The organism is Pantoea sp. S61, from assembly GCF_016625145.1.
GTDB classification, from domain to species: Bacteria; Pseudomonadota; Gammaproteobacteria; order Enterobacterales; family Enterobacteriaceae; genus Pantoea; species Pantoea rwandensis_B.
Genome location: NZ_JACVUO010000013.1, coordinates 102,869 through 124,783 on the forward strand (window position 1 = coordinate 102,869; position 21,915 = coordinate 124,783).

17 protein-coding genes and 1 pseudogene are annotated in these 21,915 nt (G+C 51.4%); 4 read left to right on the forward strand and 14 right to left on the reverse strand.

Annotated features, from left to right (window positions below):
* The first annotated feature begins 199 nt into the window (after positions 1-199).
* Entirely contained in the window at positions 200-3,088 is a 2,889-nt protein-coding gene (locus IAE30_RS21345; RefSeq protein WP_200680962.1) for a transporter substrate-binding domain-containing protein, read from the forward strand.
* Positions 3,089-3,194: 106 nt separating this feature from the next.
* Positions 3,195-3,809, forward strand: coding sequence for a response regulator transcription factor (locus IAE30_RS21350; protein ID WP_200680963.1), 615 nt, complete (start codon positions 3,195-3,197; stop codon positions 3,807-3,809).
* A gap of 19 nt (positions 3,810-3,828) precedes the next feature.
* Here IAE30_RS21350 and IAE30_RS21355 read toward each other — a convergent pair whose 3' ends face one another.
* Positions 3,829-7,431, reverse strand: a complete 3,603-nt coding sequence (locus IAE30_RS21355; protein ID WP_234472830.1) for a transporter substrate-binding domain-containing protein — start codon at positions 7,429-7,431, stop codon at positions 3,829-3,831.
* An 8-nt stretch (positions 7,432-7,439) separates the two neighbouring features.
* A complete protein-coding gene (locus IAE30_RS21360; protein WP_200680964.1) occupies positions 7,440-8,057 on the reverse strand; it encodes a response regulator transcription factor in 618 nt (205 codons plus the stop codon).
* 349 nt (positions 8,058-8,406) lie between these two features.
* Here IAE30_RS21360 and IAE30_RS21365 point away from each other — a divergent pair.
* Positions 8,407-8,529 (forward strand): annotated as a pseudogene (locus IAE30_RS21365) (Fic family protein); the annotation flags it as partial.
* An 83-nt stretch (positions 8,530-8,612) separates the two neighbouring features.
* Here IAE30_RS21365 and IAE30_RS21370 read toward each other — a convergent pair.
* The 9 genes from IAE30_RS21370 to IAE30_RS21410 form a co-directional block, all read right to left on the reverse strand.
* A complete protein-coding gene (locus IAE30_RS21370) occupies positions 8,613-9,482 on the reverse strand; it encodes an ATP-grasp fold amidoligase family protein (RefSeq protein WP_200680965.1) in 870 nt (289 codons plus the stop codon).
* Positions 9,483-9,487: 5 nt separating this feature from the next.
* On the reverse strand, positions 9,488-10,723 hold the full coding sequence (locus tag IAE30_RS21375; protein WP_200680966.1) for an oligosaccharide flippase family protein: 1,236 nt from the start codon (positions 10,721-10,723) through the stop codon (positions 9,488-9,490).
* Between the two features lie 601 nt (positions 10,724-11,324).
* Positions 11,325-12,191, reverse strand: coding sequence for a DMT family transporter (locus IAE30_RS21380; protein WP_200681002.1), 867 nt, complete (start codon positions 12,189-12,191; stop codon positions 11,325-11,327).
* Between the two features lie 5 nt (positions 12,192-12,196).
* Complete coding sequence (locus tag IAE30_RS21385; RefSeq protein WP_200680967.1) at positions 12,197-13,567, reverse strand: amidase; 1,371 nt, start codon at positions 13,565-13,567, stop codon at positions 12,197-12,199.
* A complete protein-coding gene (locus tag IAE30_RS21390) occupies positions 13,560-13,766 on the reverse strand; it encodes a hypothetical protein (RefSeq protein WP_234465304.1) in 207 nt (68 codons plus the stop codon). The genes IAE30_RS21385 and IAE30_RS21390 overlap by 8 nt, the downstream gene beginning before the upstream one ends.
* A 63-nt stretch (positions 13,767-13,829) precedes the next feature.
* The gene (locus IAE30_RS21395) at positions 13,830-14,837 is read right to left on the reverse strand and encodes an ABC transporter substrate-binding protein (protein WP_200680968.1); all 1,008 of its coding nucleotides are present in this window, start codon (positions 14,835-14,837) and stop codon (positions 13,830-13,832) included.
* 2 nt (positions 14,838-14,839) lie between these two features.
* A complete protein-coding gene (locus IAE30_RS21400) occupies positions 14,840-15,682 on the reverse strand; it encodes an ABC transporter permease (protein WP_200680969.1) in 843 nt (280 codons plus the stop codon).
* Between the two features lie 12 nt (positions 15,683-15,694).
* Entirely contained in the window at positions 15,695-16,477 is a 783-nt protein-coding gene (locus IAE30_RS21405; protein ID WP_045834332.1) for an ABC transporter ATP-binding protein, read from the reverse strand.
* Entirely contained in the window at positions 16,470-17,387 is a 918-nt protein-coding gene (locus tag IAE30_RS21410) for a carbon-nitrogen hydrolase family protein (RefSeq protein ID WP_200680970.1), read from the reverse strand. Before IAE30_RS21410 ends, IAE30_RS21405 begins: the two co-directional genes overlap by 8 nt.
* A gap of 133 nt (positions 17,388-17,520) precedes the next feature.
* On the opposite strand from IAE30_RS21410, the gene IAE30_RS21415 reads away from it, so the two are divergent.
* On the forward strand, positions 17,521-18,180 hold the full coding sequence (locus tag IAE30_RS21415) for a helix-turn-helix domain-containing protein (RefSeq protein WP_200680971.1): 660 nt from the start codon (positions 17,521-17,523) through the stop codon (positions 18,178-18,180).
* Positions 18,181-18,320: 140 nt separating this feature from the next.
* Here IAE30_RS21415 and IAE30_RS21420 read toward each other — a convergent pair whose 3' ends face one another.
* Genes IAE30_RS21420 through IAE30_RS21430 form a run of 3 tightly spaced genes read right to left on the reverse strand, consistent with a single transcriptional unit; the run spans position 18,321 to position 21,893 of the window.
* Positions 18,321-19,967, reverse strand: coding sequence for a GMC family oxidoreductase (locus tag IAE30_RS21420; protein ID WP_200680972.1), 1,647 nt, complete (start codon positions 19,965-19,967; stop codon positions 18,321-18,323).
* A complete protein-coding gene (locus tag IAE30_RS21425) occupies positions 19,964-20,494 on the reverse strand; it encodes a sorbitol dehydrogenase family protein (RefSeq protein WP_200680973.1) in 531 nt (176 codons plus the stop codon). The genes IAE30_RS21420 and IAE30_RS21425 overlap by 4 nt, the downstream gene beginning before the upstream one ends.
* Positions 20,484-21,893: a cytochrome c gene (locus IAE30_RS21430; protein ID WP_200680974.1), complete on the reverse strand. Its 1,410-nt coding sequence runs from the start codon at positions 21,891-21,893 to the stop codon at positions 20,484-20,486. The genes IAE30_RS21425 and IAE30_RS21430 overlap by 11 nt, the downstream gene beginning before the upstream one ends.
* Between the last annotated feature and the right edge of the window lie 22 nt (positions 21,894-21,915).

A 21,915-nucleotide genomic window follows, 5' to 3' on the forward strand; every position in this document is an offset into this window, starting at 1 on the left:
TTAAACGGTAGGAATTTACTGACACAGCCATAGCAAATCGTAGTGCCATCAAACTTCTCTGACAGAAGTCGGCAAAACAAGACCGCGCCTGGCCTACTTGACGCCACAATTTCGCACAATACCCCAGATTATTCTGACGCGCCGATAAGGCCGTGCCTGCTTCTTGGACTTTTCCTGCTTTGGAACTCAGCGGATTATTATGAAATTCTCTCGCCTGCTATCGCATCTCGTACTTATTCATACCCTGCTTTTCGCGAGCGGCAGCATTGCGGGTGGCGTACCCTTGGTTTTAACTCCCCGCATTGAGGTTAACCCGCCTGCGGTCACGTTTAATGCCGATGTCAGCCACTGGCTGCAACGCCACCCACGCATTAACGTCGGGGTTTGGGGGGTATCGCAACCCCCTGTCAGCCTGGGGGTCGAGCGTGGTGTGCTAGCAGGCATCGATGCCGATTATTTATCCGTCATCGAATCAACCTTAAATGTGCATTTCCAATTGCTCTATTTCCCAACACGCAGCGAAGCGCTGAGCGCCTTACATGACGGTGACATCGACATGCTGGCCATCTGGCGTCCCGCTCTGGAGAAAAATCGCACCGTTGCCGCCTCCTTACCATGGCTGCACGATCAGGCCGTGGTGTTACATTCCTCTCAGGCTCCACTTCAGCAAACGGAAATTGAAAACGGGTTATTGGCGTTAATGCAGGACAAACAGCATCAATGGGATCCCTATGGTGCCTCACCAAATAGTTTTTTGGATTATTACCATGCGGTACAGCAACTGGCTACCGGTGAGTCTGGTGCGATTACCATTAACCGCACCACCGCCCACTACCTCACACGCGACTTACAAATGGATAATGTCTGGCTGACGCCGGATGCAACCTTAGGTGCGCTGAACTTTAGCTTTGGGGTGAACAGCCGCGCGCCACAATTACTTACCGCTATTGACCAGGTGCTGGATGCCCTGCCGCTGGTGAGTCGGTTGCGCATTTCTCACGATTGGGGGTTGAACCAGGACGCTGCTGAAGCGTCACGCGTGCTGGCATTAAGCCCTGAAGAGATGGCGTGGTTAGCCGAAAACCAACCGGTCAAAGTGGTGCTGGATAGCCGCCTTGAGCCTTACAGCTTTATCAATGCCCAGGGCAAGCCCGATGGCCTCTCCATCAATCTGCTGAAGTTTATTAGCGATCGCTTTGGTATTGCTTTTGACTACCACGTTATCAACAGCGATCGAGAAAAGGCTGCTTTTCTCTCGCGTTATCCTCAGGCTTTAGTCAGCCAGGCTTTCAGTGTGCCGGGTGAAGAGGAAACCACGGCACCCCGGCTGCAAACCGGTACGCCATGGTTGGTGACACCGCCCGTGCTGTTGATGAATCGCCAACATGAACGTCCACTGTCGCTGCAGGATTTGTCAGACGAGAAGATTGCCATCGTGAGACAAAACCCATTAATTCCCTGGTTACAAACCTGGTACCCGACGCTGCAATTGGTCGAAGTAGAAAACCTGCAAACCGCACTTCACCTGCTAAAACAGCAGCAGGTGCGTGCTGTGGTGGCCTCACAGTTTGCCGCGCAATATCATCTTAAACGCACTGGTATCGGCTCGCTCTATCAGGCATTGGCGTTGCCAGTGAAGCCGCTGAATATCAGTTTTGCCGCGAAACGAGATAATCCCCTGGCCTTGAGCGTGACCAATAAGGCATTGCGGCAGATTACCCCGATAACGCTGACCCAACTGGCAGGATCGTGGCGTGATACCCTCCCCGTCCCTGAGCAGAGTCATTACGATGCTGAGACTTCGTGGACACTTTTCATCATCATCATCGCCGCCCTGTTGATAGCAGGCTGTCTCTTTTTGTGGGTGACTCGCCTGCGCAGCAGCCTGAAAACCGTGGCCCGGCATCTGCAATCTAAGGAGGCGTTAATAGAACAACTGGAACGTGCCACCGCCGAGAATCAACAAGTGTTGCACTCACGCAACCAATTTATGAAGAGTATGGGCCATGAAGTACGCACGCCGCTCAATGCCATGATGGGACTGCTCGAGTTGGAACTCAGCCGATTGCAGCAGCAAAAATTGCATAATGAGAATGTGCAAACCGCTTATGAGTCCGCCTGTATTCTTTTGTCACTGGTGGGTGATGTGTTTGATATCTTCCGTGCCGAAGCGCGTGATAGCAGTAATCACAGTCGGGTGGTGAATATCCCATCGCTGCTGCACAGTACGGTGGCGCTCTTTCGCCAGCAGGCTGAAGACAAGGGGCTGCAAATCAAAGTGACCGATGCGCTGCCAGCCCCGATGTTTGAGTTCGATCCGCTGTTTATTATCCGTATTGTCTCTAGCCTGCTGCGTAATGCCATTCAACATACCGAACAAGGGGAGATTGAAGTGGCAATCTACCCGCTGGAAACCCTGCCCGATGGTAGCCATCATCTGGTCATTGAAGTGAGCGACCAGGGCAGCGGGTTTGATGCCGCCTCCGCACTCATGAACAACGCAGAGTTGACAGAGGAAGCCGACGAACGCGACTGGGCGATGACAGGCTTCAGCCTCGCGGCCTGTCAGCGGATGGCACATGCTGCTGGCGCGGAGATTACCGCTGAAGTGGTTGCAGACAAAGGCAGTGCGGTGAGTCTCCATCTCAGTGCGCATCCTGCAAGACTGACACCGATAACACTCCCAGGCGAGCAGAAGCGCTCGAGGGTGCTGATCGTTGAAGATTATCCTCCCGCGCGCCTGATGCTCAGCCAGCAATTACAAAATAACAACCACGAGGTTCTGGTTGCCAGTAATGGCCAGGAGGGACTAGATTTGTGGCAGAAACATCAGGCTCAAATCGATGTGATTATTACAGATTGCACCATGCCAGAAATGGATGGTTTTACGATGACGCGTCTTATACGCCAGCAGGAAGCCAACGAGCAGCTTGGCCCTGTGCCCATTCTGGGGCTGACCGCGATGAGCGGCTTCGATGCTACCAAAACCTGTCTCAGCTCTGGTATGAACACCTGCCTGACAAAACCGCTTTCCCCCGAGGAATTAGCGTATTGGGTTGAGCGACACCTGCATCTCCCCTCTTCTTAAAAGTACTCTTGTCTTTAATTCGATGAATTAAAGACGCGGCTTGGTTATTAAGAAGCACGGCTGTGTGAGAATGATTTTGTATTTTTTCGCACAGCAAGGAGCCCATATGCACATTATTATTTATGACAAGCAACCGCTCATTCGCGATGTATTAGTGCCTTACTTTCAGCAACGTCATGATAAAGTGATTGTCGCCACCGGCGATGAGGATGACTTCATCTATAGCACGGTGGTGTATCGCCCACATCTTGTGGTGTTTGATCCGGCCCAACTTAGCCACGCCTCACTGGTTAAACTCATTAAGTTAAAGCGCCGTTATTCCGATCTCAGAATCTTTGCCTATGCAGGAGATGAAAGCGTTTATTATCTGTTGCGCAGTTTACGCATGGATTATCAGGCGTATATGAGCAAAGCCTGTCCTATTGAAAAACTCAGCAGCGTAATAACCGCGCTCGCCAATAACCAATCCGTGGTATTTCGTCATGCTAAAAACGCTTATCATCAGCGATATCCTGACAGATTGATCATTCAATCACTCACTAATCGGGAAATACAGATGCTACGTCATCTGGCCGCCGGTAAACAAAACAAGACCATTGCCGATGAACTGAATATCAGTTGTAAAACCGTCAGTACCTATAAACGCAGTATTATGAAGAAGATGCAAACCAGTAAGATCAGCGATGTAGTCGATTTAGCCGCGAGAAATGGCTTTGCATAGCAGAGAAAAAACCGGTGCCTCACAGCACCGGCGATTTCTGCAAGTCAGAGAGATAGGTGTGAAGTTCTGTCGTCAGTGAAGTCAGGGCGGGTGTGAAGACCTCGGCCGGTAAAGAGGTATCCCGGCACTGCTTTTCCAGACTCAGGCAGGCATCTGCCAGATCATTACGCCGCGCGATACGCAGGCTTCCCGCGATACGATGCACCAGATCGGCGATCGCGTGGCGATCCTCCGCGGGCGTTAAAACAGCAAGTCTTGAAAGATCCTCTTGTAACGTCGTCACCATGAGATCATGCAGGCTTTCCGCCATGCGTTGTTCTTCATCCGCCTGTTCTTCGGGAGGGTTCTGCTCTTCAACCCCTTCAGCGGTCTGCCCGGAATAGGCCTGACTCAGTGCAGCAGACAAGCTGTTTAACGAACAGGGTTTGAATAAACAGCTGTTCATGCCTGCTTCCATGCAACGTTCATAGACTTCGTGCATGGCATTGGCCGTAAAACCAATAATCCACGCCGCCCGACGCGACTGCTCTTCTTCCGATTCACGGATCACTTGCGTCAATTGATAGCCACTGAGACCCGGCATGTTGCAGTCAGTGATGATCGCATCGAAGTGTTCCTGCTGCCAGCATTGCAGTGCTTCATAGCCATCGCACGCCAGTGTCGCTTGCTGCCCCAGCCAACTGAGCTGTTTCGCCAGTAACATGCGGTTGGCGGCATTATCATCCACCACCAGCACCTTCCCGCTGGGTAAAGCTGCGGCAATATCATGGATTGATGCGTCTTTTTCACCCGCACTGTGCATCAGTGGCAAACGCATCACCGCTTGCACACAAGTCCCAATGCCTCGTTCGCTGCTCAAGGTTAAAGTGCCGTTCATTTTTTCACAAACGGTACGGCTGATATAAAGACCTAAACCGGTCCCCGAACGGCGATTGTCCGCCTGACTAAAGGGCTGGAACAGCGTTGCCTGCTGCGCCTGATCAATACCGATACCGCTGTCCTGCACATCGATGGTATAGGTCACCAGATTGCTCACCGCATCCACCTGCTGATGAACGGTCAATGACACACCGCCCTGATCGGTAAATTTAATCGCATTGCCCAGCAAATTGGAGAGCACTTGCTTGATACGCAGAGGATCGGCCAGCACCGGTTGTAGCGGTTCTTCGGGATAGCGCTTGGTCAGACTGATGTTTTTATCCAGTGCCAATCCCTGAAAAACTTTAAGCAGATTATCGATCAGCTTCGCCAAATCAACGGGTTCAGGATGGTAATCCAGCTGTCCGCCCTCGATGCGTGAAATATCAAGAATATCGCCAATCAGCCCCACCAGACTATCAGCCGATTCATAGGCGACTTCCAGCGCTTGTATATCCTGCTCGCCATTGCGCCCTTTCTTTAATGCCATATCCAGCATGCCGATGATCGCGTTCATGGGCGTACGGATTTCGTGGCTCATAGTTGAAAGGAACACAGATTTCGCACGGTTTGAATCTTCCGCACGCTCTTTGGCTTCACGTAGCTCGGCAAACAGGGCTTCACGTTCCGAGATATCCATCCACCCCCCGATCACACCCACTACCGTGCCATCACTGTCATGCCAGGGTTCAATCCACTGATAAACGGTGATGCCGATGGACGAATTGGGGTTGTCCCACAAATCGTAACGGCGATCTTCCAGAATGCGCGAGTCGGAGTTCATCACTTCCATTAGCTGGCCATGGTAGAAAGCCGCTTGTTCTGGGGTGCGCAGGCCGGGATGTTCCACCATGGTTTTGCCCAGCGCCTCGTCATAGGTGACACCGGTTTCGACGAGATAGCGCTCGTTGCAGAATGTCAGTCTTCCCTGACGATCGCGCAGTGAAACGGGGAACGGCATACTGCTGACTACGGTACGCAGCTGCGCCAGTTGATTGTTTAATTCCCGGCGTAGCGCCGCCTTACGCTTAATCTGCTGACGCAAATAGAGTGCCCATCCCACCGTCAGCAGAATAATGACGCCGGTAAAAATGGCACAGATAATCATTAAGTCACGATAACGCGTCCAAAAATCGTCAATATTGACAAAATCCCCTGGGCGCCAGCGGTTTGCCAGGCTCTCGATCTCGACGGGCGGAATGCTTAACAGCACTTTATCAAGAATGGATTGCAGTTCAGGATCGCCTGGCCCGACACCAAAGGATATCCAGGCGGGTCGATCTCCCACGGTCGCCACAATTTTAAGTTGCCGGGGGTAATAAGATTTAATTTGGTAGTCCGACATCATCAGAATACCCACCGCGGCATCTGCGCGCCCTTCAGCCACGCTTTCCATCAAGGCCGGTTCGTTCTCCACCCGAACCAAGGTGATGTCAGGAAAGTGGGAGTGAATAAGATCCTCTGCGCCACTGCCTGATACCATCGCCAACCGCTTACCCCGCAAATCTGGCAGGGAATGAATATCGCTGCGATTTGCGCGCGTGGTAAGGGCATAGGCACTGCGCAGATAAGGGCGAGTAAAAAGGATCTGTTGCGAACTCTGCGTACTGGGCGTCAGTGAGGCAAACATATCGACTTCAGCCGTTTTAACCCGTTGCATCAACTGGATGGCATTATCCACAGTACTGTATTCAAAGTTTAGCCCGGTTTTCAGACGCACTATCGAGAGCAAATCGAACGCCATGCCACGTAATTGCCCATCGGCCCCCAAAATGGTCACTGGCGCCGCTTTGTCGCCGCTAAACAACACCACATTGACGCGAGGGTGTGTCGCCATCCATCGTTTCTCTTCAGGGGAGAAAACCAACGGATTAACAGACTGGGTGATATCGACTAAATCAGGTTGCCAGATACGGTTGATTTGCAACTTATCATCCAAAGGAATATTCGCTAACGCCTTATTAAACAGCGTCAACAGCTCAGGCTGACTGCGGCTAAATGCGAAAGCGATATCCCTCACTGGCAAGGTGCTGTAGCGCGCTAACTGAAGATTATTCAGGAAGTTGCGGCTTAGCGAGTAACTGTTGCCCAGGTAGACATCCGCTTTGCCGAAAGCCACAGCGCTGAGAGCATCCTGATAATTTTCATAAAGACGAAATTTGGCTTGCGGGTAATATTGGCGTAACAGTGAAAGCGGCAGGTAATCTCTAACTAAAGCCACCTGAACCCCTTGCAGGTCAGCAGGTAGCGCCATGGGATGTGTCATCTCCGTACCCAGAACCGCCCGGTCTCTGGAATAGGATGTAGACATGGCAAACGCATCTTTTGTCAGATGGGTGGGAACAGAAGGAATAAAATCGATTTTTCCTGCCGCCAATGCTTCCCAGCGTTTTTCAGGATCGTTAAAAGTTTCAATGCGAACCGGAATGCCAAACTGTTGCGCGATAAGGCCAACATAATCCGCGCTGATACCTTCAAATTCGCCACGAATATTGCGCATCCCATAAGGCGGCGAGTCATAACGCATTACACCCATCACCAACTGATGTTTCTGGTGAAGGAAGGCTTTTTCATCGGGGGATAATAATAATGCATGTTGTTCTGAGCCTGTCAGGTGCGTCATTAACTGAAGTTCGGAAGCCTGAACGGGAGCGCAAACCAGCCACATCCCGATAAACAGTAAAATGACACGTAAGCGCTGCATAGCGAGCATTATCCAATCAAATTGTTACGACGGGCAAAATCGATCAACTCAATTAACGTGTGTGCATTGAGTTTCTGTTTGAGGCGATGTTTGTAGGTACTGATAGTCTTTTCACTTAACACCAGTTGTTCCCCTATCTGCTTATTGGTCAGCCCTTTAGCAATGCTGATCAGCACACTGAGTTCACGATCGGAAATATCAGAAAGCAATTTGCCATCATCCTGGTTACTCGACTGCCCATATTCCATTTGCGGGAAGAAGCTGTAGTTGCGCATCACCATTTTAATCGCATCGGTGAGTTCACCTAAATCATCGCTTTTGGTGACAAAACCGTCGGCCCCGGCCTGCTTGCAACGTTGAGCAAAGTTCGCTCCTTCTTGCGAGGTCAAAACCAAAATTTTCAGCGGTAACTGCAGCGCGCGTAGACGTTGTAACACCTGAAAACCGTCCACTTTAGGTAAACCGATATCCAGTAATACCAGGTCCGGGCGCGTATCTTTGGTCTTCTGGATAGCATCCACACCATTATCGGTTTCAGCCACAACCTCCATACCGCTTCGCTCCAGCAGCATTTTCACGGCAAAACGAATCACCGGATGGTCATCGACAATAAGCACTTTCTTCATGGGATAGGCGGCCCGTAAGATCGGTTGACAGGATTGATTTGAAAGATAGCCTAGCAAGATAACTAAGAATAGTCTGTAGGAAAGTACTTATCGAAACTCTGTGTTGTAAGGGGATTAATGCATTGATTTATAAATGATTACCTCCCTTCAGCATTGACCTTTTGTTGTTACTTGTTCATTTAATGTCTCAGGTCATATGATATATCTTTCTTTTCGTTTATATGGGGCGCGATAATTCATAACAAACGCAAAATTTATATATCCATTCCATTCAGTTTTAAGGTTAAAAAATAGGTCGTGTGCGCTATTTTTTTCTATTGCATATTTAACCAGGAGAAAAACTTAGAATATGAGGTTCGCTGACCTCGAAACCATTCAGACACGTAGGGTTTTGAAGGCTTGAATCGCGGCTCGGGCCGCAGTCGCGGAGCTAAAAACCGCTGGGGAACTGATTCCCCATCAAGGGTTGCTTTATGCCACCCTCAATCCCCGAGCCGCCATTCATCCACAGCGAGCGGCGACGTGAGTGTGCTGTGTCCGCTCAATGCACACAGATCACAACCTCAACTGCCCACCCAAAATGGCATCCGCTTCCTGAAGTGAGACATCCAGCCCTGCTGAAGGCGTAAATGTCAGTTCGCCAAAAATAACCTCACCGTTCAGAAGATAGAAATCAGCGCGCACAAACTTAAAATCGGTCGCCAGTTTCATTGCATAATGCTTCATTTTCACAAAGCCATCAGGCATCTCTGGCAGATCATGCTTATTAAGCAACTTCACTGTGTCTTCAAAGGGAAGTGGATTCCAGTTCATATCAAAGTAATAGAATTTAGGCGTGCCTTTTTCACGACCGACACAAACCATGACGGCGTAAGGTTCACCGTTAAAACAGTAAAACTTATAGTCGTCTGGGAAACCACCGCGTTCATTCTCGATGAATTTTTCACAGAGAATCTTTCTCTCAATCTTTCGGTACTGTGGCTCAATAAAATGTGATGAGAAATCCTCACTTAACCACTTGCTCAACTGCCTGTTGGTTTTTTCAACATCTAATGAGGATTTATCACTACAAATGATGTTGTAGCCTGCGCCGTGATTACACTTGAGCGCAAACCTTTCAGGCAGTGCAGCATAGTCAATGTCTTGAGGACTATCGTAGACGCCATAAAGCTCATTGAGAATTTTACCGCAGCCTTTGGATGAAATATATTCCCTGACTTTATACTTATCCGCGCAGCTTGTATAGATATCATTATTCAGCTCATTGAACTTGAGCCACTGAATCTTTTCATTAAAATTGGTCGGGTTGGTTAAATTAAGTTTCTTCTTAAATTTTATGTAGTAGTGGGCTTTAGCGCAGAATTCCGGTGAAATATTAGCGCTAATTTTCAGAGCTGACTTAACTGTGTGCTTTATCATTCTCATTGAAATTATCTCGTTTTAAAAATGTTGAGGTGCATTTTGATGATTGTTCTATTCTTGAAAAAATAATTCAGTAACGTGCAAGACAAAATTTCAACAATCAAAAAACAGTATGCAGCGCCATTAATTCCAAAGGAACGGATCATGACCCAGGAAAATGGCACGGTTAAGACACAATATAAAAACATTTTCTTAGCCAGGTAGTTGTATCCGGACTCTTTGATCATATACCGGTAGCAGATCGTTCCCAGTGACGAAAACATCGTGCCAAGAATGATGATGGGTATGATTTCCACAGAACCCATATAATTATTGCCATACAGCAAATGGATAAAGTCATCACCAACCAGATAGAATCCACCTAGCACAACAAGGGACAGCAGGATAACAATTCTGTTGATTTTACTGAGTAATTCATCAACAGCAGGTTGATTCTTTTCGTTGTAAATCTTTGAGAAGAAACTCGTTATCAATGCCAATACAATAAATGACCAGGCGCCTCCTATGGTTAATGCAACGCTATAGATTCCCAGATTTGAGTAAGAAATCATTTTGGCCAGAAAAATACTCGAAATCTGCGTGTAGATATCCGCTGATATGCTCGACAGGATCAAGGCCCCACCGGTGTACAACATATGACGGTTATACATGATGGCACCCTTACTGCTCTCATTGATTGTCGTAGTCTGCCTGAAGTAAATGAGACGCATAATGTAAGGGATAAGGGGAATAATAATAATGGGGATCGTGAAGTAGTAAATAGGCAGCTCGAAGTGTGCGATGCCGTATCGGGCTAAAAGTGCCAGGGATAGTCCGATGACATTGGTTATCGTGTTGATTTTTGATTTTAATTGGGTGTTGTTGTAAATCGAAAAGAAGTCCATCACGATATAATAGGTCGCGATGCAGTTGGCCACGCCAAAGATAAAGACCGTGAGATCCGTAAAGAAGTAGAGATACGCCAGTACTGCACTTGAGGAGATGAGAAAGAAAAAACGTCGCTGATTCTGAGTATGCATTGCTAAAGAGATACCCGATCGCGTCTTCTCGCTCATGCGCTTGAAGATAATATTTTGACCGCCAAACCATGATAACGTCTGCACAAAAATAAACAGAGAAGTGGCGATGTTTATCTTGCCAAAGTTATCTGGGCCAATGTATTTAGCCATTAACGAATTGATATATATCAGTCCGATGATGTTGACTGACTTCTCCAGCATGATCCATATTGCGTTAGAATACATTTCACGTCTCACATACACTTATGTTGAGTTGCAGTTGTTATGCTTGATTGATGTTCTACGCTCAAAAGCAACGGGATTTATATGCATTTCTGGTATATTTATTTGCCAAAAGGTTATATAGTCAAATAACCTTCACATTATCTCTTTACTTTACGCTTTCATTTTAATTGGTCGATACTGTGACTGTTTAAACAACAATAGTGAAGGGTTTTCTGTTCGAATCAGATTAGTAGCAATATTAATAAAAATCAGTACCAGCTATTAATAAGGCATTGCATTGATGGAATTAATTAAATAGGAGGGTAATAATTAGGAAGATAGAGAGGGCAGTATACATGAGCGTGGCGGACAGAATAATAAAACGCAAACCCATTCACTCCTCCCCTTAACTCGGCGTTTTAACACAGGGACATCGGGCTGCGACAATATCAACACGGGTAAGCGCTGTGTTTACCGCAACGAATCAATTTAAAATAAGAGAATAAACTCGCGCTTTTGAGCCGCAGTGCGTGCCTGACATGCCACATCGACAGGTTTGAGTGATATGCGGATAAACCCTTTTACATAAAGATATCTGGGCATTGCGGCTGAAAAATCCCAATTACACCACTACCCTCTTCTTTATTACTGTGCCTCGTACCACTGCCAGCAATATCCCACCCACAATCAGCAGCGTGCCGATCACTTTGCTGCGGTCCAGTGATTCATGCAGAATCGCCACGCCCATTAACAGCGCCAGTGCCGGGCTCAGCAATGACCAGGGCAGAATCTGGCTGGCGGGATAGCGCTTTAGCAAGCCGTACCACAATGAATAAGCGAGGATAGACGAACCCAGCGCGCTGTAGATCACCCCCAGCCAACCGCGCCAACCCGCCGCCAGCAGCAAAGCGAGCTGGTGCTGCTCGGTGAGTAGCGAACTCAACCCTACCAGTGGAATGGCAAACAGTGAAAGCCAGCCCGTCATCGCCAGCGGCGCGATCGGCGGTAGACGCTTGATCAGCACCGTGCTGCATGCCCAACCACAGGCGCTCATCAATAACCACAAGATGCTTTGCCAGTGCGCGAGTGCCGGACTGCCTGCAAGAATCATCACACCAAATAACGCCACTACCACGCCACCGATTTGCTGATAGCGAAGCCGCTCTTTGAGCCAGAATGCGGCCAGCAGCATGGCGATCGGCGTGCCCATCTGGATAAACACCGCGGTGGTGCCCGCATCGGTGGTTTGCATGCCCATCACCATTAACCCGAAATGCACAAAACCAAAGGTGAATCCCAGCAGCATCATGCCAGGTAGCTGACGCCACGTCAGGCGATGAAACGGCAGCAACAGGGCTGCCACCAGCACAAAACGCAGCGTCAGCATGAACAGCGGCGGCAGTTCCATCAGGCCAAACTTCATGGCGATAACGTTAAAGGCCCAGCCGTTTACCACCAACAGCAGGATTAACAGGTCGCGCAGGGGAATGGGTTTCACGCACGTAGCCGGGTTGGCGTTTGCAGATGATAATCGTGCTCCTGCTGGAATCGACGCGCGAAAGCGAGCAGTTGGCGCTCAGCGCCATCACGTCCAATGAGCTGCATGCCGATGGGCATCCCTTCATGATCGAACCCGGCAGGCAGACTGATAGCGGGCAGTGCTGACAGACTTGCCAGCGCGTTGTAACGCATGTTGCCGGTCAACACGCTCTCTTCGCGATCGCCCATTTGAATCGCTTCCAGTCCTTTGTGCGGTGCGGTAAACGGCAGCGTCGGCACCAGAATCACATCCACCTGATTCAAATGCTGCAACAACTGCAAGCGTAGACCGGTGCGAAAACGTTGTGCCTGTAGATACTCGACGGCGGTAATGGCGAGCCCCGCTTGCAGCAGCTTACGCACATCCGCACCGTATTCTTGCGGACGGTCAGCAAGCCAGGCAGCGTGCAATGAAGCCGGTTCCGCGAGGTTGATCAGCACCAGCGCATTCACCGCCTGCTCAAGGCCGGTCAAACTCAGCGTCTGGCAACGTGCGCCCGCCGCGCCCAACCACTGCACCATTTGATCATAGGCAGCCGCGACATCAGGCTGTACCTGCTGATGCACATCGGGCAGCAAACCAATACGCAATCCGGCCAGTTCAGGTAATGCTGTCAGCGGCTGGTTTTTTCCGTCCAGCACGTTAAACAACACTTCACACTCTTCGGCATAACGTGCCAGTGGCCCAACGGTATCGAGACTGGTGGCGAGGGGGAAAATGCCCTCCGTGGAGAGTCGGCCCACGCCCGGGCGTAGGCCCGTGATGCCGTTCATCGAAGCCGGTAAACGTATCGAACCACCGGTATCGGTTCCCAGCGTTGCCAGCGCACTGCGCACCGAGGCAGCCACGCCGGAACCCCCGCTGGATCCGGCGGGGATGCGCGCATCATCCCAGGGATTACTGCTGGCACCGTAGTGCGGATTGTTGGTGGTGCCGCCCCAGGCGAACTCATGCATATTGGTGCTGCCGATGATTAATGCGCCCGCCTGCTTCAGGCGCTGCACGACCACCGCATCACGCTGGGCGATATTGCCACTGAGTATCTGACTGCCCGCGTGCATCTCCTCACCGGCCAAATCAATATTGGCTTTAATGGCAATCGGCATGCCATGCAGCGGGCCCAGATCGTAACCCTGTTCCAGCAAGCGTTGGCTGGCTTTAGCCGTCTGACGTACCTGAGACACATAGACCTCATTGAACGCATTGAGATCGCGTGTGATTTCCTCACGCGCCAGGCAGGCTTCAACCAGTTCTGGCACGCTGGTCTGCCGCAGGCGCAGCTGTTGTGCCAACGTCAGCATCGAGACATCGATCAACTCATTCATGGGGCAACTCCAGCGGCGGCTGCAAAGCAGAAACCCAGGCATTTGCCGGCAGCAGCGTTGGCGAGAAATGTTGCGCAGCAAAGGCGCTGACGCCCGCCGCACGCGCTTCACAATCGGTGAGCAGGTGTTCCAGCTCGACCGCATCAGCCGCGCAATGGCGCTGTATCAAGGCCAGCCGAAGTGTCAGTGCATCCATCATCAATCCTCTTTTAATGCGGGCGCACCGCGGTACGCCCATAACCTGTCGAAAGTCGGTAATGGCTTATTTATCGCCCATCGCATCGACCGCTTGTTTGGCCTTCGTCGCCAGCGCCGTGTTCACGTTGTTCTGATATGACGTGGCTTCAGACGGATAAGCTTTGATGTTTTTGGCATACAGCGCGATGTTCATGTTGTTATCCCAGGCCTTCTGCGACACCAGCACGTTCTCTGGATAGCCTTTGGCATCGATTTCACGCTGCACGGCGGTTTTCACCACCTCTTCGGGCAACGCCGGGAAGTATTTACGTGCAATGGTCACCGACTCAGCCGGATGCTTGTAGATAAAGCGCGAGGCCTGTTCAAAGGCAGTCACGACGGCCTGCGCGGCCTGTGGATTCTTATCGATATATTGTTGCGTGGTCGTCAGGCTGGAGAAGGCAAACGGATACCAGGATTGTGCGGCTGAGAACGAGTAAGCCACATGCAAGCCGTTTTGTTTTTCGGCCATGGTGACCTGTGGCTCCGCCGCTAACGCGTAATCTGCACGACCTGCCGCCACCGCCGGGATTTCATTACCAATCGCCACATGCACCAGCTTCACGTCTTTGAGGTTGTTCTGTTTGATCAGATAACTCATAAACGCCCAGGTGGTATCAGGTTGCGGGCTGGTCACCACACGTTTACCCGCGAGCAGTGACAAATTGTCCTGCAAGGAAGCCGCTTCTTTGCCGAAGATGAAGATGGTTGGCGCGTTCTGTACCCCGGCCACCACCACGCCTTTTCCGCCGTTTTCACGGGTTTTAGGTACAAACACCGGATCCTGAATCGAGAAATCTGCTGAGCCGCCAATCACCGCCGCCCAGGATTGCGCCCCACCGCCGCCGGTACTGATTTTGACATCAACGCCCTGCTGTTTAAAAAAGCCCTGCTCTTGCGCCACATACAGCGGCAGATAGAGCAGCGATTGAAACGCCTGGTTGATGCGCACCGGCGTGTCAGCCGCGTGCGCACTCACCAGAGAAGCCAGACAAACTGCGGCAGAGATCGTAGCTAAACGGAATTTTTTCATGATTATTTCCTGTCCCAGGAGAGAATGAGGCGTTCAATAAATGCCACCAGCGCGTTGAAACACAGCATCATCAGCATGACCAGCACGATGCCAGCCAGCACAATGTTCATACCAAAGTTGGAACTGCCCAGCAGGATCATGTGACCCACGCCGTTATCTGAAGAGATGTATTCGCCAACAATCGCGCCCACCAGAGCAAAACCGACATTGAGACGTAAACCCGAAAGCACCCATAACATCGCTGACGGCACCACCAGTTTGAAGAAAATGGTGCCGCGTCCGGCGTTGAAGGATCGCAATAGGTTGATAAGGTCAGGATCGGTGCGCATCGCGCCCTTATAAGAGGTGGTCAGCGATACCACCACGCATGAAAACGCCACAATCACCACTTTGGAAAGCATCTCCGTGCCGAACCAGATGATGGTCATCGGCGCAATCGCCAGCACCGGGATTGAGCCAATGGCAGCGATAAACGGCGCGGCCAGGTCAGAGATAAAACGCGAATACCACAGCAGCAGGCCGAGTATTGAGCCGCCAATCGCGCCCACGGCAAACCCCACCAGGGTTTCAACGGCGGTGACGCGCACATCGGTCACCATTTCACCGGACTGGAAGCGCTGGACCAGCACCTCCCACACCTGCGAGGGGCTGGAGAACAGGAAGGCGTTGATGTTGCCACTGCGCACACCGAGTTCCCACCCTCCCAGCAGCAGCACCACAATCGCCACCTGTAAGAACAGCAGCGTGTAGCGGCGTGCGTTAGCCGAGCGGAAAAAGGTTTCTCGTGAACTGCGATTTGCCGTCGCCGCAACCGTGGGGCGTGTAGACACTGAGTTCATTGTCATGTCGTCCTCTCGTTAGTTAACCGGCTCAGGCTGGATGCCGATGCTGCGCCAGATATGCTCGTAATACTCATTGAAACGCGGCGACAGGCGGCGTTCGGGAATCGACAGGCTCTCCGTGCCCAGATCGACCTCAATCTCCTGCACAATTTCACCGGGACGCGCCTTCATCACATAGACGCGATCCGACAGCGTGACCGCCTCTTCGATATCATGCGTAATGAAGATCACCGTCTTGTGCTGCTCTTTCACCACGCTCAACAATTCACTTTCCAGCGAAATTTTGAGCGGGTAGTCCAGCGCTTTATAAGCCTCATCCATCAGAATGATTTCCGGGTTGGTGACCATGGTGCGCATCAATGCCACACGCTGTTTCATCCCGCCGGAAAGCTGCGACGGATACTTCTGCTCGTAACCGGTCATCTTGTAGAGTTCGAACAGTTCACGCGCTTTCGCTCGTGCCTGCGCTTTGGGCATGCCGCGCACTTCCAGCCCGAGGATCACGTTGTCGATCACCGTACGCCACGGAAACAGCAGGTCTTTTTGCAGCACATAACCGAGTTCCGGTGACGGCGTGCCGGTGGTTTCGCGATTCTTCAGCAGAATGCTGCCGCTGTCCGGCATTAGCAGCCCGGTGATGATGTTGAACAGCGTCGATTTGCCGCAGCCGCTGGGCCCGACAAAAGAGACGAATTCATTGCGATTGGCGTGGAAGTTGAGGTTGCGCAGCACCGTCACCTCCCCCTCCGGCGTGGGATAGCTTTTGTGGATGCCAGCGGCTTCCAGAACTTTACTCATGGTTTTCCCCCAAAGGTCGCGCGTGGCGATTGTGAACCGTCAGCGGCGAAGGCGGAGCCTGCACCGGAACGTAATCTTTCAGGAAGTGATAGCCGAGATAGTCACTGCTGCGAGCGCGCAGAATGGCGGATTGCACCTCGACGCAGGCAATCGCCATGCCTTCTGTGGTGCCACTGTCGGCGACGATATGTCCCAGCGGATCGATGATGCGACTGTGCCCGTGATAGTGAAGATTGCCGTGCTGGCCGCACAGATTGGATTCGATCATCCAGCACTGATTTTCCAGCGCGCGCACGCGGCCAAACAGCGTGTAGCTATCGACCATCGGATCGGCATCGCCTGCACTGCCGTCACCGGCGTAACCCCAAGCGGTCGGCATGATCATGATGTCGGCCCCTTTCAGCGCCAGCTGGCGGGTGCTTTCCGGGAACACTTTGTCGTAACAGATCAACATGCCAATGCGGCCAATTGGCGTATGGAACACCGGGAAATCGCTGCCGGGATAGTAAACATGTTTCTCATCGCCCGGCTGATGCACTTTGCGATATACGCCGATTAAACCGTCTGGCCCCAATAGCACCGCGCTGTTAAACAGCACCTCGGCACGTTCAGGATGGCGCTCGGTCATGCCGAAAACCACATGCAAGCCCAGTTGCGTGGCGAGCTTTTGCATTGCCTGCACGCTCTCACCTTCTGTCACCACTTCGGCTTGCGCCATTTGCCACGCCACCGCTTCACCGTTCCAGTTGAGCGTATCCGGCAGATAGCCTTGCAAAACCTGCTCCGGAAATACCACCAGGTCGGCACCTTCCTGTGCCGCCTGTTCCATCCAACTCAGCAGGTTGTTGAGGTTGCGGGCTTTATCGTAAAACGCGGGCAGCGTAATGCTGGCGATGGTGGTTATGTTCATAGCAGCTCCCAGAAGTTTTCTTTTAAACTGCTACTCTGCTCACATTTAGACCAATACAATTTTCTTATGTGATAATTTTTATCATATGTGAGAAATTAACTATCCAGTTCACTCAGCAGAAGAATCATTGCCAATGAAAACCACCCGACAGCATGAAGCCTCCGGGCTGGGCGCCGCCTTAACCGGCGAACAAGATTTTGGACTGCGAATCAAAACGATACGTCAGGCGCGAGAATTGACGCTGGAGCAGGTCGCCGAGTTGAGTGGCGTCTCGATTTCGACGCTCTCGAAGATTGAAAAAGGTCAGGTATCCGCTTCATTCGATACCATTGCCAAGATTGCCAGCGCGTTTGAATACTCGCTGGCAGAACTGTTCGCCGAAGAGTTGCCCCCGCCTTCGGTGGCGAGCACCGCCATTCAGGGCCGGCGCACTTACACGCTGGCTGGTAAAGGATTGGCCTTTACCAATCCCTATTTTCGTTATGAAGTGCATGCCGCCGAACTGCTGGTGAAAGGGATGATCCCGGTGGTGATGGGAATTGAGACACGCGAATTGCCACCGCCGGAAGCCTGGTCTCAACATGCCGGTGAAGAGTTCATTTATGTTTTGTCAGGCGAAGTGATGTTGCACACGCAGCTCTATGCACCACTGCGGCTGGCGCAAGGTGACAGCGCCTACATCGACAGTACGATGCGTCATACCTTCGTACGGCTAAGTGAAGAAGCCGCCAGCCTGATTTCCATTTGCCAGACCGAAACGCTGGATATTGAGGATTTGACGCGCGGTGGCTAATGGCGACCCAGGGGCCGCCATGCTGCAAGTAAATTAACGGTGCGAACAACGACCGTTCAGATAGATGATCACGAGAAGCTTAATCGGCAAACAGCAGGCATGTAAGCCCCGCTGTCTGTTTTACAACTTACGCATAGTGATTATTCATGCTTGCCCATGGTTTGCAGCATATGCTCCGCCAGTCTCAGGCTCAGCGCTGCACCCGTTAAGGTGGGGTTCATGCAAGAGGCAGAGGGCATTACGCTCGTACCGGCGATCCACATATTCGGATGGTCATGGGTACGGCAGTTGCTGTCTACCACCGAGGTTTTTGCATCGTCCCCCATAATCGTGGTGCCCATAATGTGCTGGCGATCCTGGAACTTGGTATCGATAGACAGGATTTCTGCGTTGAGCAATTCAGCGAACTTATGGAAATCCTTGATGCCCTCTTCTTTACCCGCATGCCAATAATCGGTCACGCTGTAGTAAATTTCCGGCAGTGGAATACCAATCGCATCTTTCTTGGTTTTGCTCGGCGTAACGCGGTTTTCCGGCAGCGGCAAGGTTTCAAAATCAATCGCAAAATTGAGTGAACGTGCAGACTGACGGCGAATCTCTGCGTCCAGTTTCGATCCCAATACCCCTTTTTCAATCAACGAAGCAGCATAGTCCGCGGTAGGGACAGTGTTGCGGACTTTGATTTTATAACTCGGGAAATCCTTGCGGAACGCGCCATCACGATTGTTGAGATAGACCAAGAGTTCCGTGGGTCCCTGCCCTGGCCAGACATCTTCAGACATCATCACATTCATGCTGATACCGGTATGCCCCATTAAATTGCGCCCAACCTGATCGGAAGAGTTGGCAATGCCATTAGGGTATTTTTCAGAGGTGGACATCAGCAACAGTTTCGGTGACTCAATGCCGTAAGCGGCCAGCACAAAATAGTTGGCGGTAAGGTGATGCTCCGATCCGTCCGGCTTTTTGTACCACACACCGGTGATGCTGCCATCATCGCTTGCTTCAATACGGTACACCACCGCATTATCCAGCAGCGTTGCGCCCAGTTTTTCCGCTTCATCAATGTGCATGGAGCCGTCATATTTCGCGGCAATGGGGCAAACCGGGTTGCAGTTGTTATTACCGCCACACTTAGGGCGCTTACCCCATGGTTTTGTCGCGCGGCCGTTGGGTTCCAGCACCGGATTGTACCCCCCTTTACCCAACATCTCCGTCAGGCGATCGAACATATAGCTAGTGGGCAAGCCGGGCATCGGGAAGGGTGTCGAACGTGGCGGCCAGGCTTTACCACCTTGACCACTCTCATCCTGGCCATCCATGCCTGAAACCCCCAGCTCATGTTCCGCTTTGCCGTACCAGGATTCCAGCTCATCGTAACCAAAGGGCCAATCACGCCCACGTCCGTAAAGAGTCTTTAATTTGAAATCGTTAGGGATCATACGCCACAGCGCGGAGCCGAAGTGCCAGGTGGTTCCGCCCACCACACGCAAGTATTTAGTGGGGTATTTAACCGGGCCAACCTGTTGTAAATAATCACCGTAGGTAGACGGAATATGCGGCGGGTTAGGATAAGGCGATCCCACCCCCTGCAACTTGATGTTGGTGAGCGACATTTTGAACGGAGAATTACGGAAGCGTTCTACAATCTCCTGACGTGAAACGCGCGGACCGGCCTCAAGAATGATCACTGATTTGCCCGCTTTTGCCATTTGAGTCGCGACCAGACCACCCATAACGCCGGACCCAATAATGATCACATCGGCATCGACCTTTTTAGCACTCATGCGCTCTCTCCTGTTGTTGCCACTTTACCTGGTTGTGTCACGGCCCAATAGAACGGACCACCGCCGTACGTCGGCACCACGAGAATGTCTCTGGTGGGGAGGTACATCAGCGCATCGGCGTAGGCGATCAGTTCCAGGTCGCTGCCTGTCCCGACGACGCCCGTATACCAGGCAGAAATCACCGTTTTTGCTGTCTGCCAGTCCGCGTTATCCTCGCTGAATGCGGCAAGGAAATCATCGACATGTGCAAATGTGTGCTGCTGCAATAGCGTATGCAGGCTGCTCAGCTTTTGCGGGAACTGCGCATCATGACGGACCAAGGCGCTGAAATAGCGCTGTCCCAAAATGGGACCAACAGGACGACTGACCAGGAAAGCGGAAACATCAAGGAAGGCGTTGTCTGCCATTTGCTCGGCAGCCAGTGCTCGTGCAGGGAACATTGAATTGCACATCGCGCCAAGGGATAAGATACCCATCCCTTGCAATAAGCGACGGCGAGAAATTCGGGTGGTGGAATTATGCGCCATGCTTTTTACCTCTGCGCGAACGAGAAATCAGAAGCACCAACAGAATGATGATGACCGCCGCTGCACTGCCCCATATTGCAGGCTGAGCCAAACGGGCAATCAGCGGACGTTCGCCACCCTCGCGCACGGTTTTCACCTGCTGCGGGGTCACCGTGAGCTGGGCATTACCGAAGTTTTTCAGCACATAATTACTGACATCCGCGATTTGTTGATCGGTCAAACGATCAGTAAAGAGAGCGTCCGGGCCGAATCCAGGCATATCAATATCCTGCCCGTTGACCTGGCGATGCACACCATAGACGATGGTGGCAATAAGGTTGTCCGCCTGTGGTGCGCCTGTTGCCGTGTTGTGGAACAGTGATGGATAAAGTTTATTACCCGAGCCATCAGGCTGATGACAGTTGGCACAGGTGCTGCCGTAGATTTTCCATCCTTCATCAGGATGGCTCACCGCGCGAAGTGCGGCTTCATCTGTCGCCGGTTTACCCAGCGATTCGCGCGATGCGCCAGAAGACTGGCCCACAGCAGGGATCTGACGCAAATACGCCACCATGGCAGCGATGTCATCGTCATTGAGATACTGCAAACTGTGTTCAACTGCTTCAGCCATAGGACCCGCGGCCTGAGCTTTACCCGCAACATGCCCCGTCTTCAGGTATTGCGCGATCTCTTCATCGCTCCAGTTGCCGATGCCCGAATGCTTGTCCGGTGTGATATTGGGTGCAAACCAGCTACCCAAACTTCCCCCGCTCAACGCCTGATCGTTTACTTGTCCCATCAGTGAATTACGCGGTGTATGGCAGGTATCACAGTGAGCCAAGGCATTGACTAAATAATCGCCGCGATTAACCTGCTCAGATTTGTCTTGTGCGGGAATAAACACCTTATTATCTGCAAATAAAGTATTCCATAACGCCATACTTAAACGAATATTAAACGGGAAAGGCAGATCGGTGGCCGGTGGACGATGATCGCTGGCTTTCACTCCGTGCATAAAATATGCATACAGCGCATGAATATCGGCATCGGTTATTTTTGCGTAAGAGGTATAAGGCATCGCAGGATAAAGATGCTGTCCTTGTTTGTTTATCCCTTCACGCACTGCCTTCGCAAAGTCTTCTTCGGTGTAATCACCAATCCCTGCAGTTTTTGAGGGTGTGATATTACTGGCAACGATATTTCCTAGCGGCGAAGAAATAATATATCCGCCTGACATTTCATCACCATGGTTGGGTGGCGTGTGGCATGCACCACAATCCGCCGCAATAGCCAGATATTTCCCTTTCGCGATAAGTGATGCAGCATCAGGCGCATTTTCAGCATGGGCTAAAAATGTCGTCGACAACAGTAAACTCAACGCGAAAGGTAGACAACGCGGTCTCACCTTTCTTGCCTTCATAATAATTGCTTCCGGTTAATAA

Bases quoted from the DNA above. Each gene is read 5' to 3' on its own strand.
- IAE30_RS21415 (WP_200680971.1), top strand. From the start codon at position 17,521: ATGAAAACCACCCGACAGCATGAAGCCTCCGGGCTGGGCGCCGCCTTA.
- IAE30_RS21345 (WP_200680962.1), top strand. From the start codon at position 200: ATGAAATTCTCTCGCCTGCTATCGCATCTCGTACTTATTCATACCCTG.
- IAE30_RS21420 (WP_200680972.1), bottom strand. From the start codon at position 19,967: ATGAGTGCTAAAAAGGTCGATGCCGATGTGATCATTATTGGGTCCGGC.
- IAE30_RS21385 (WP_200680967.1), bottom strand. From the start codon at position 13,567: ATGAATGAGTTGATCGATGTCTCGATGCTGACGTTGGCACAACAGCTG.
- IAE30_RS21405 (WP_045834332.1), bottom strand. From the start codon at position 16,477: ATGAGTAAAGTTCTGGAAGCCGCTGGCATCCACAAAAGCTATCCCACG.
- IAE30_RS21370 (WP_200680965.1), bottom strand. From the start codon at position 9,482: ATGAGAATGATAAAGCACACAGTTAAGTCAGCTCTGAAAATTAGCGCT.
- IAE30_RS21400 (WP_200680969.1), bottom strand. From the start codon at position 15,682: ATGACAATGAACTCAGTGTCTACACGCCCCACGGTTGCGGCGACGGCA.
- IAE30_RS21410 (WP_200680970.1), bottom strand. From the start codon at position 17,387: ATGAACATAACCACCATCGCCAGCATTACGCTGCCCGCGTTTTACGAT.
- IAE30_RS21350 (WP_200680963.1), top strand. From the start codon at position 3,195: ATGCACATTATTATTTATGACAAGCAACCGCTCATTCGCGATGTATTA.
- IAE30_RS21425 (WP_200680973.1), bottom strand. From the start codon at position 20,494: ATGGCGCATAATTCCACCACCCGAATTTCTCGCCGTCGCTTATTGCAA.
- IAE30_RS21395 (WP_200680968.1), bottom strand. From the start codon at position 14,837: ATGAAAAAATTCCGTTTAGCTACGATCTCTGCCGCAGTTTGTCTGGCT.
- IAE30_RS21430 (WP_200680974.1), bottom strand. From the start codon at position 21,893: ATGAAGGCAAGAAAGGTGAGACCGCGTTGTCTACCTTTCGCGTTGAGT.
- IAE30_RS21390 (WP_234465304.1), bottom strand. From the start codon at position 13,766: ATGATGGATGCACTGACACTTCGGCTGGCCTTGATACAGCGCCATTGC.
- IAE30_RS21375 (WP_200680966.1), bottom strand. From the start codon at position 10,723: ATGTATTCTAACGCAATATGGATCATGCTGGAGAAGTCAGTCAACATC.
- IAE30_RS21355 (WP_234472830.1), bottom strand. From the start codon at position 7,431: ATGCAGCGCTTACGTGTCATTTTACTGTTTATCGGGATGTGGCTGGTT.
- IAE30_RS21360 (WP_200680964.1), bottom strand. From the start codon at position 8,057: ATGAAGAAAGTGCTTATTGTCGATGACCATCCGGTGATTCGTTTTGCC.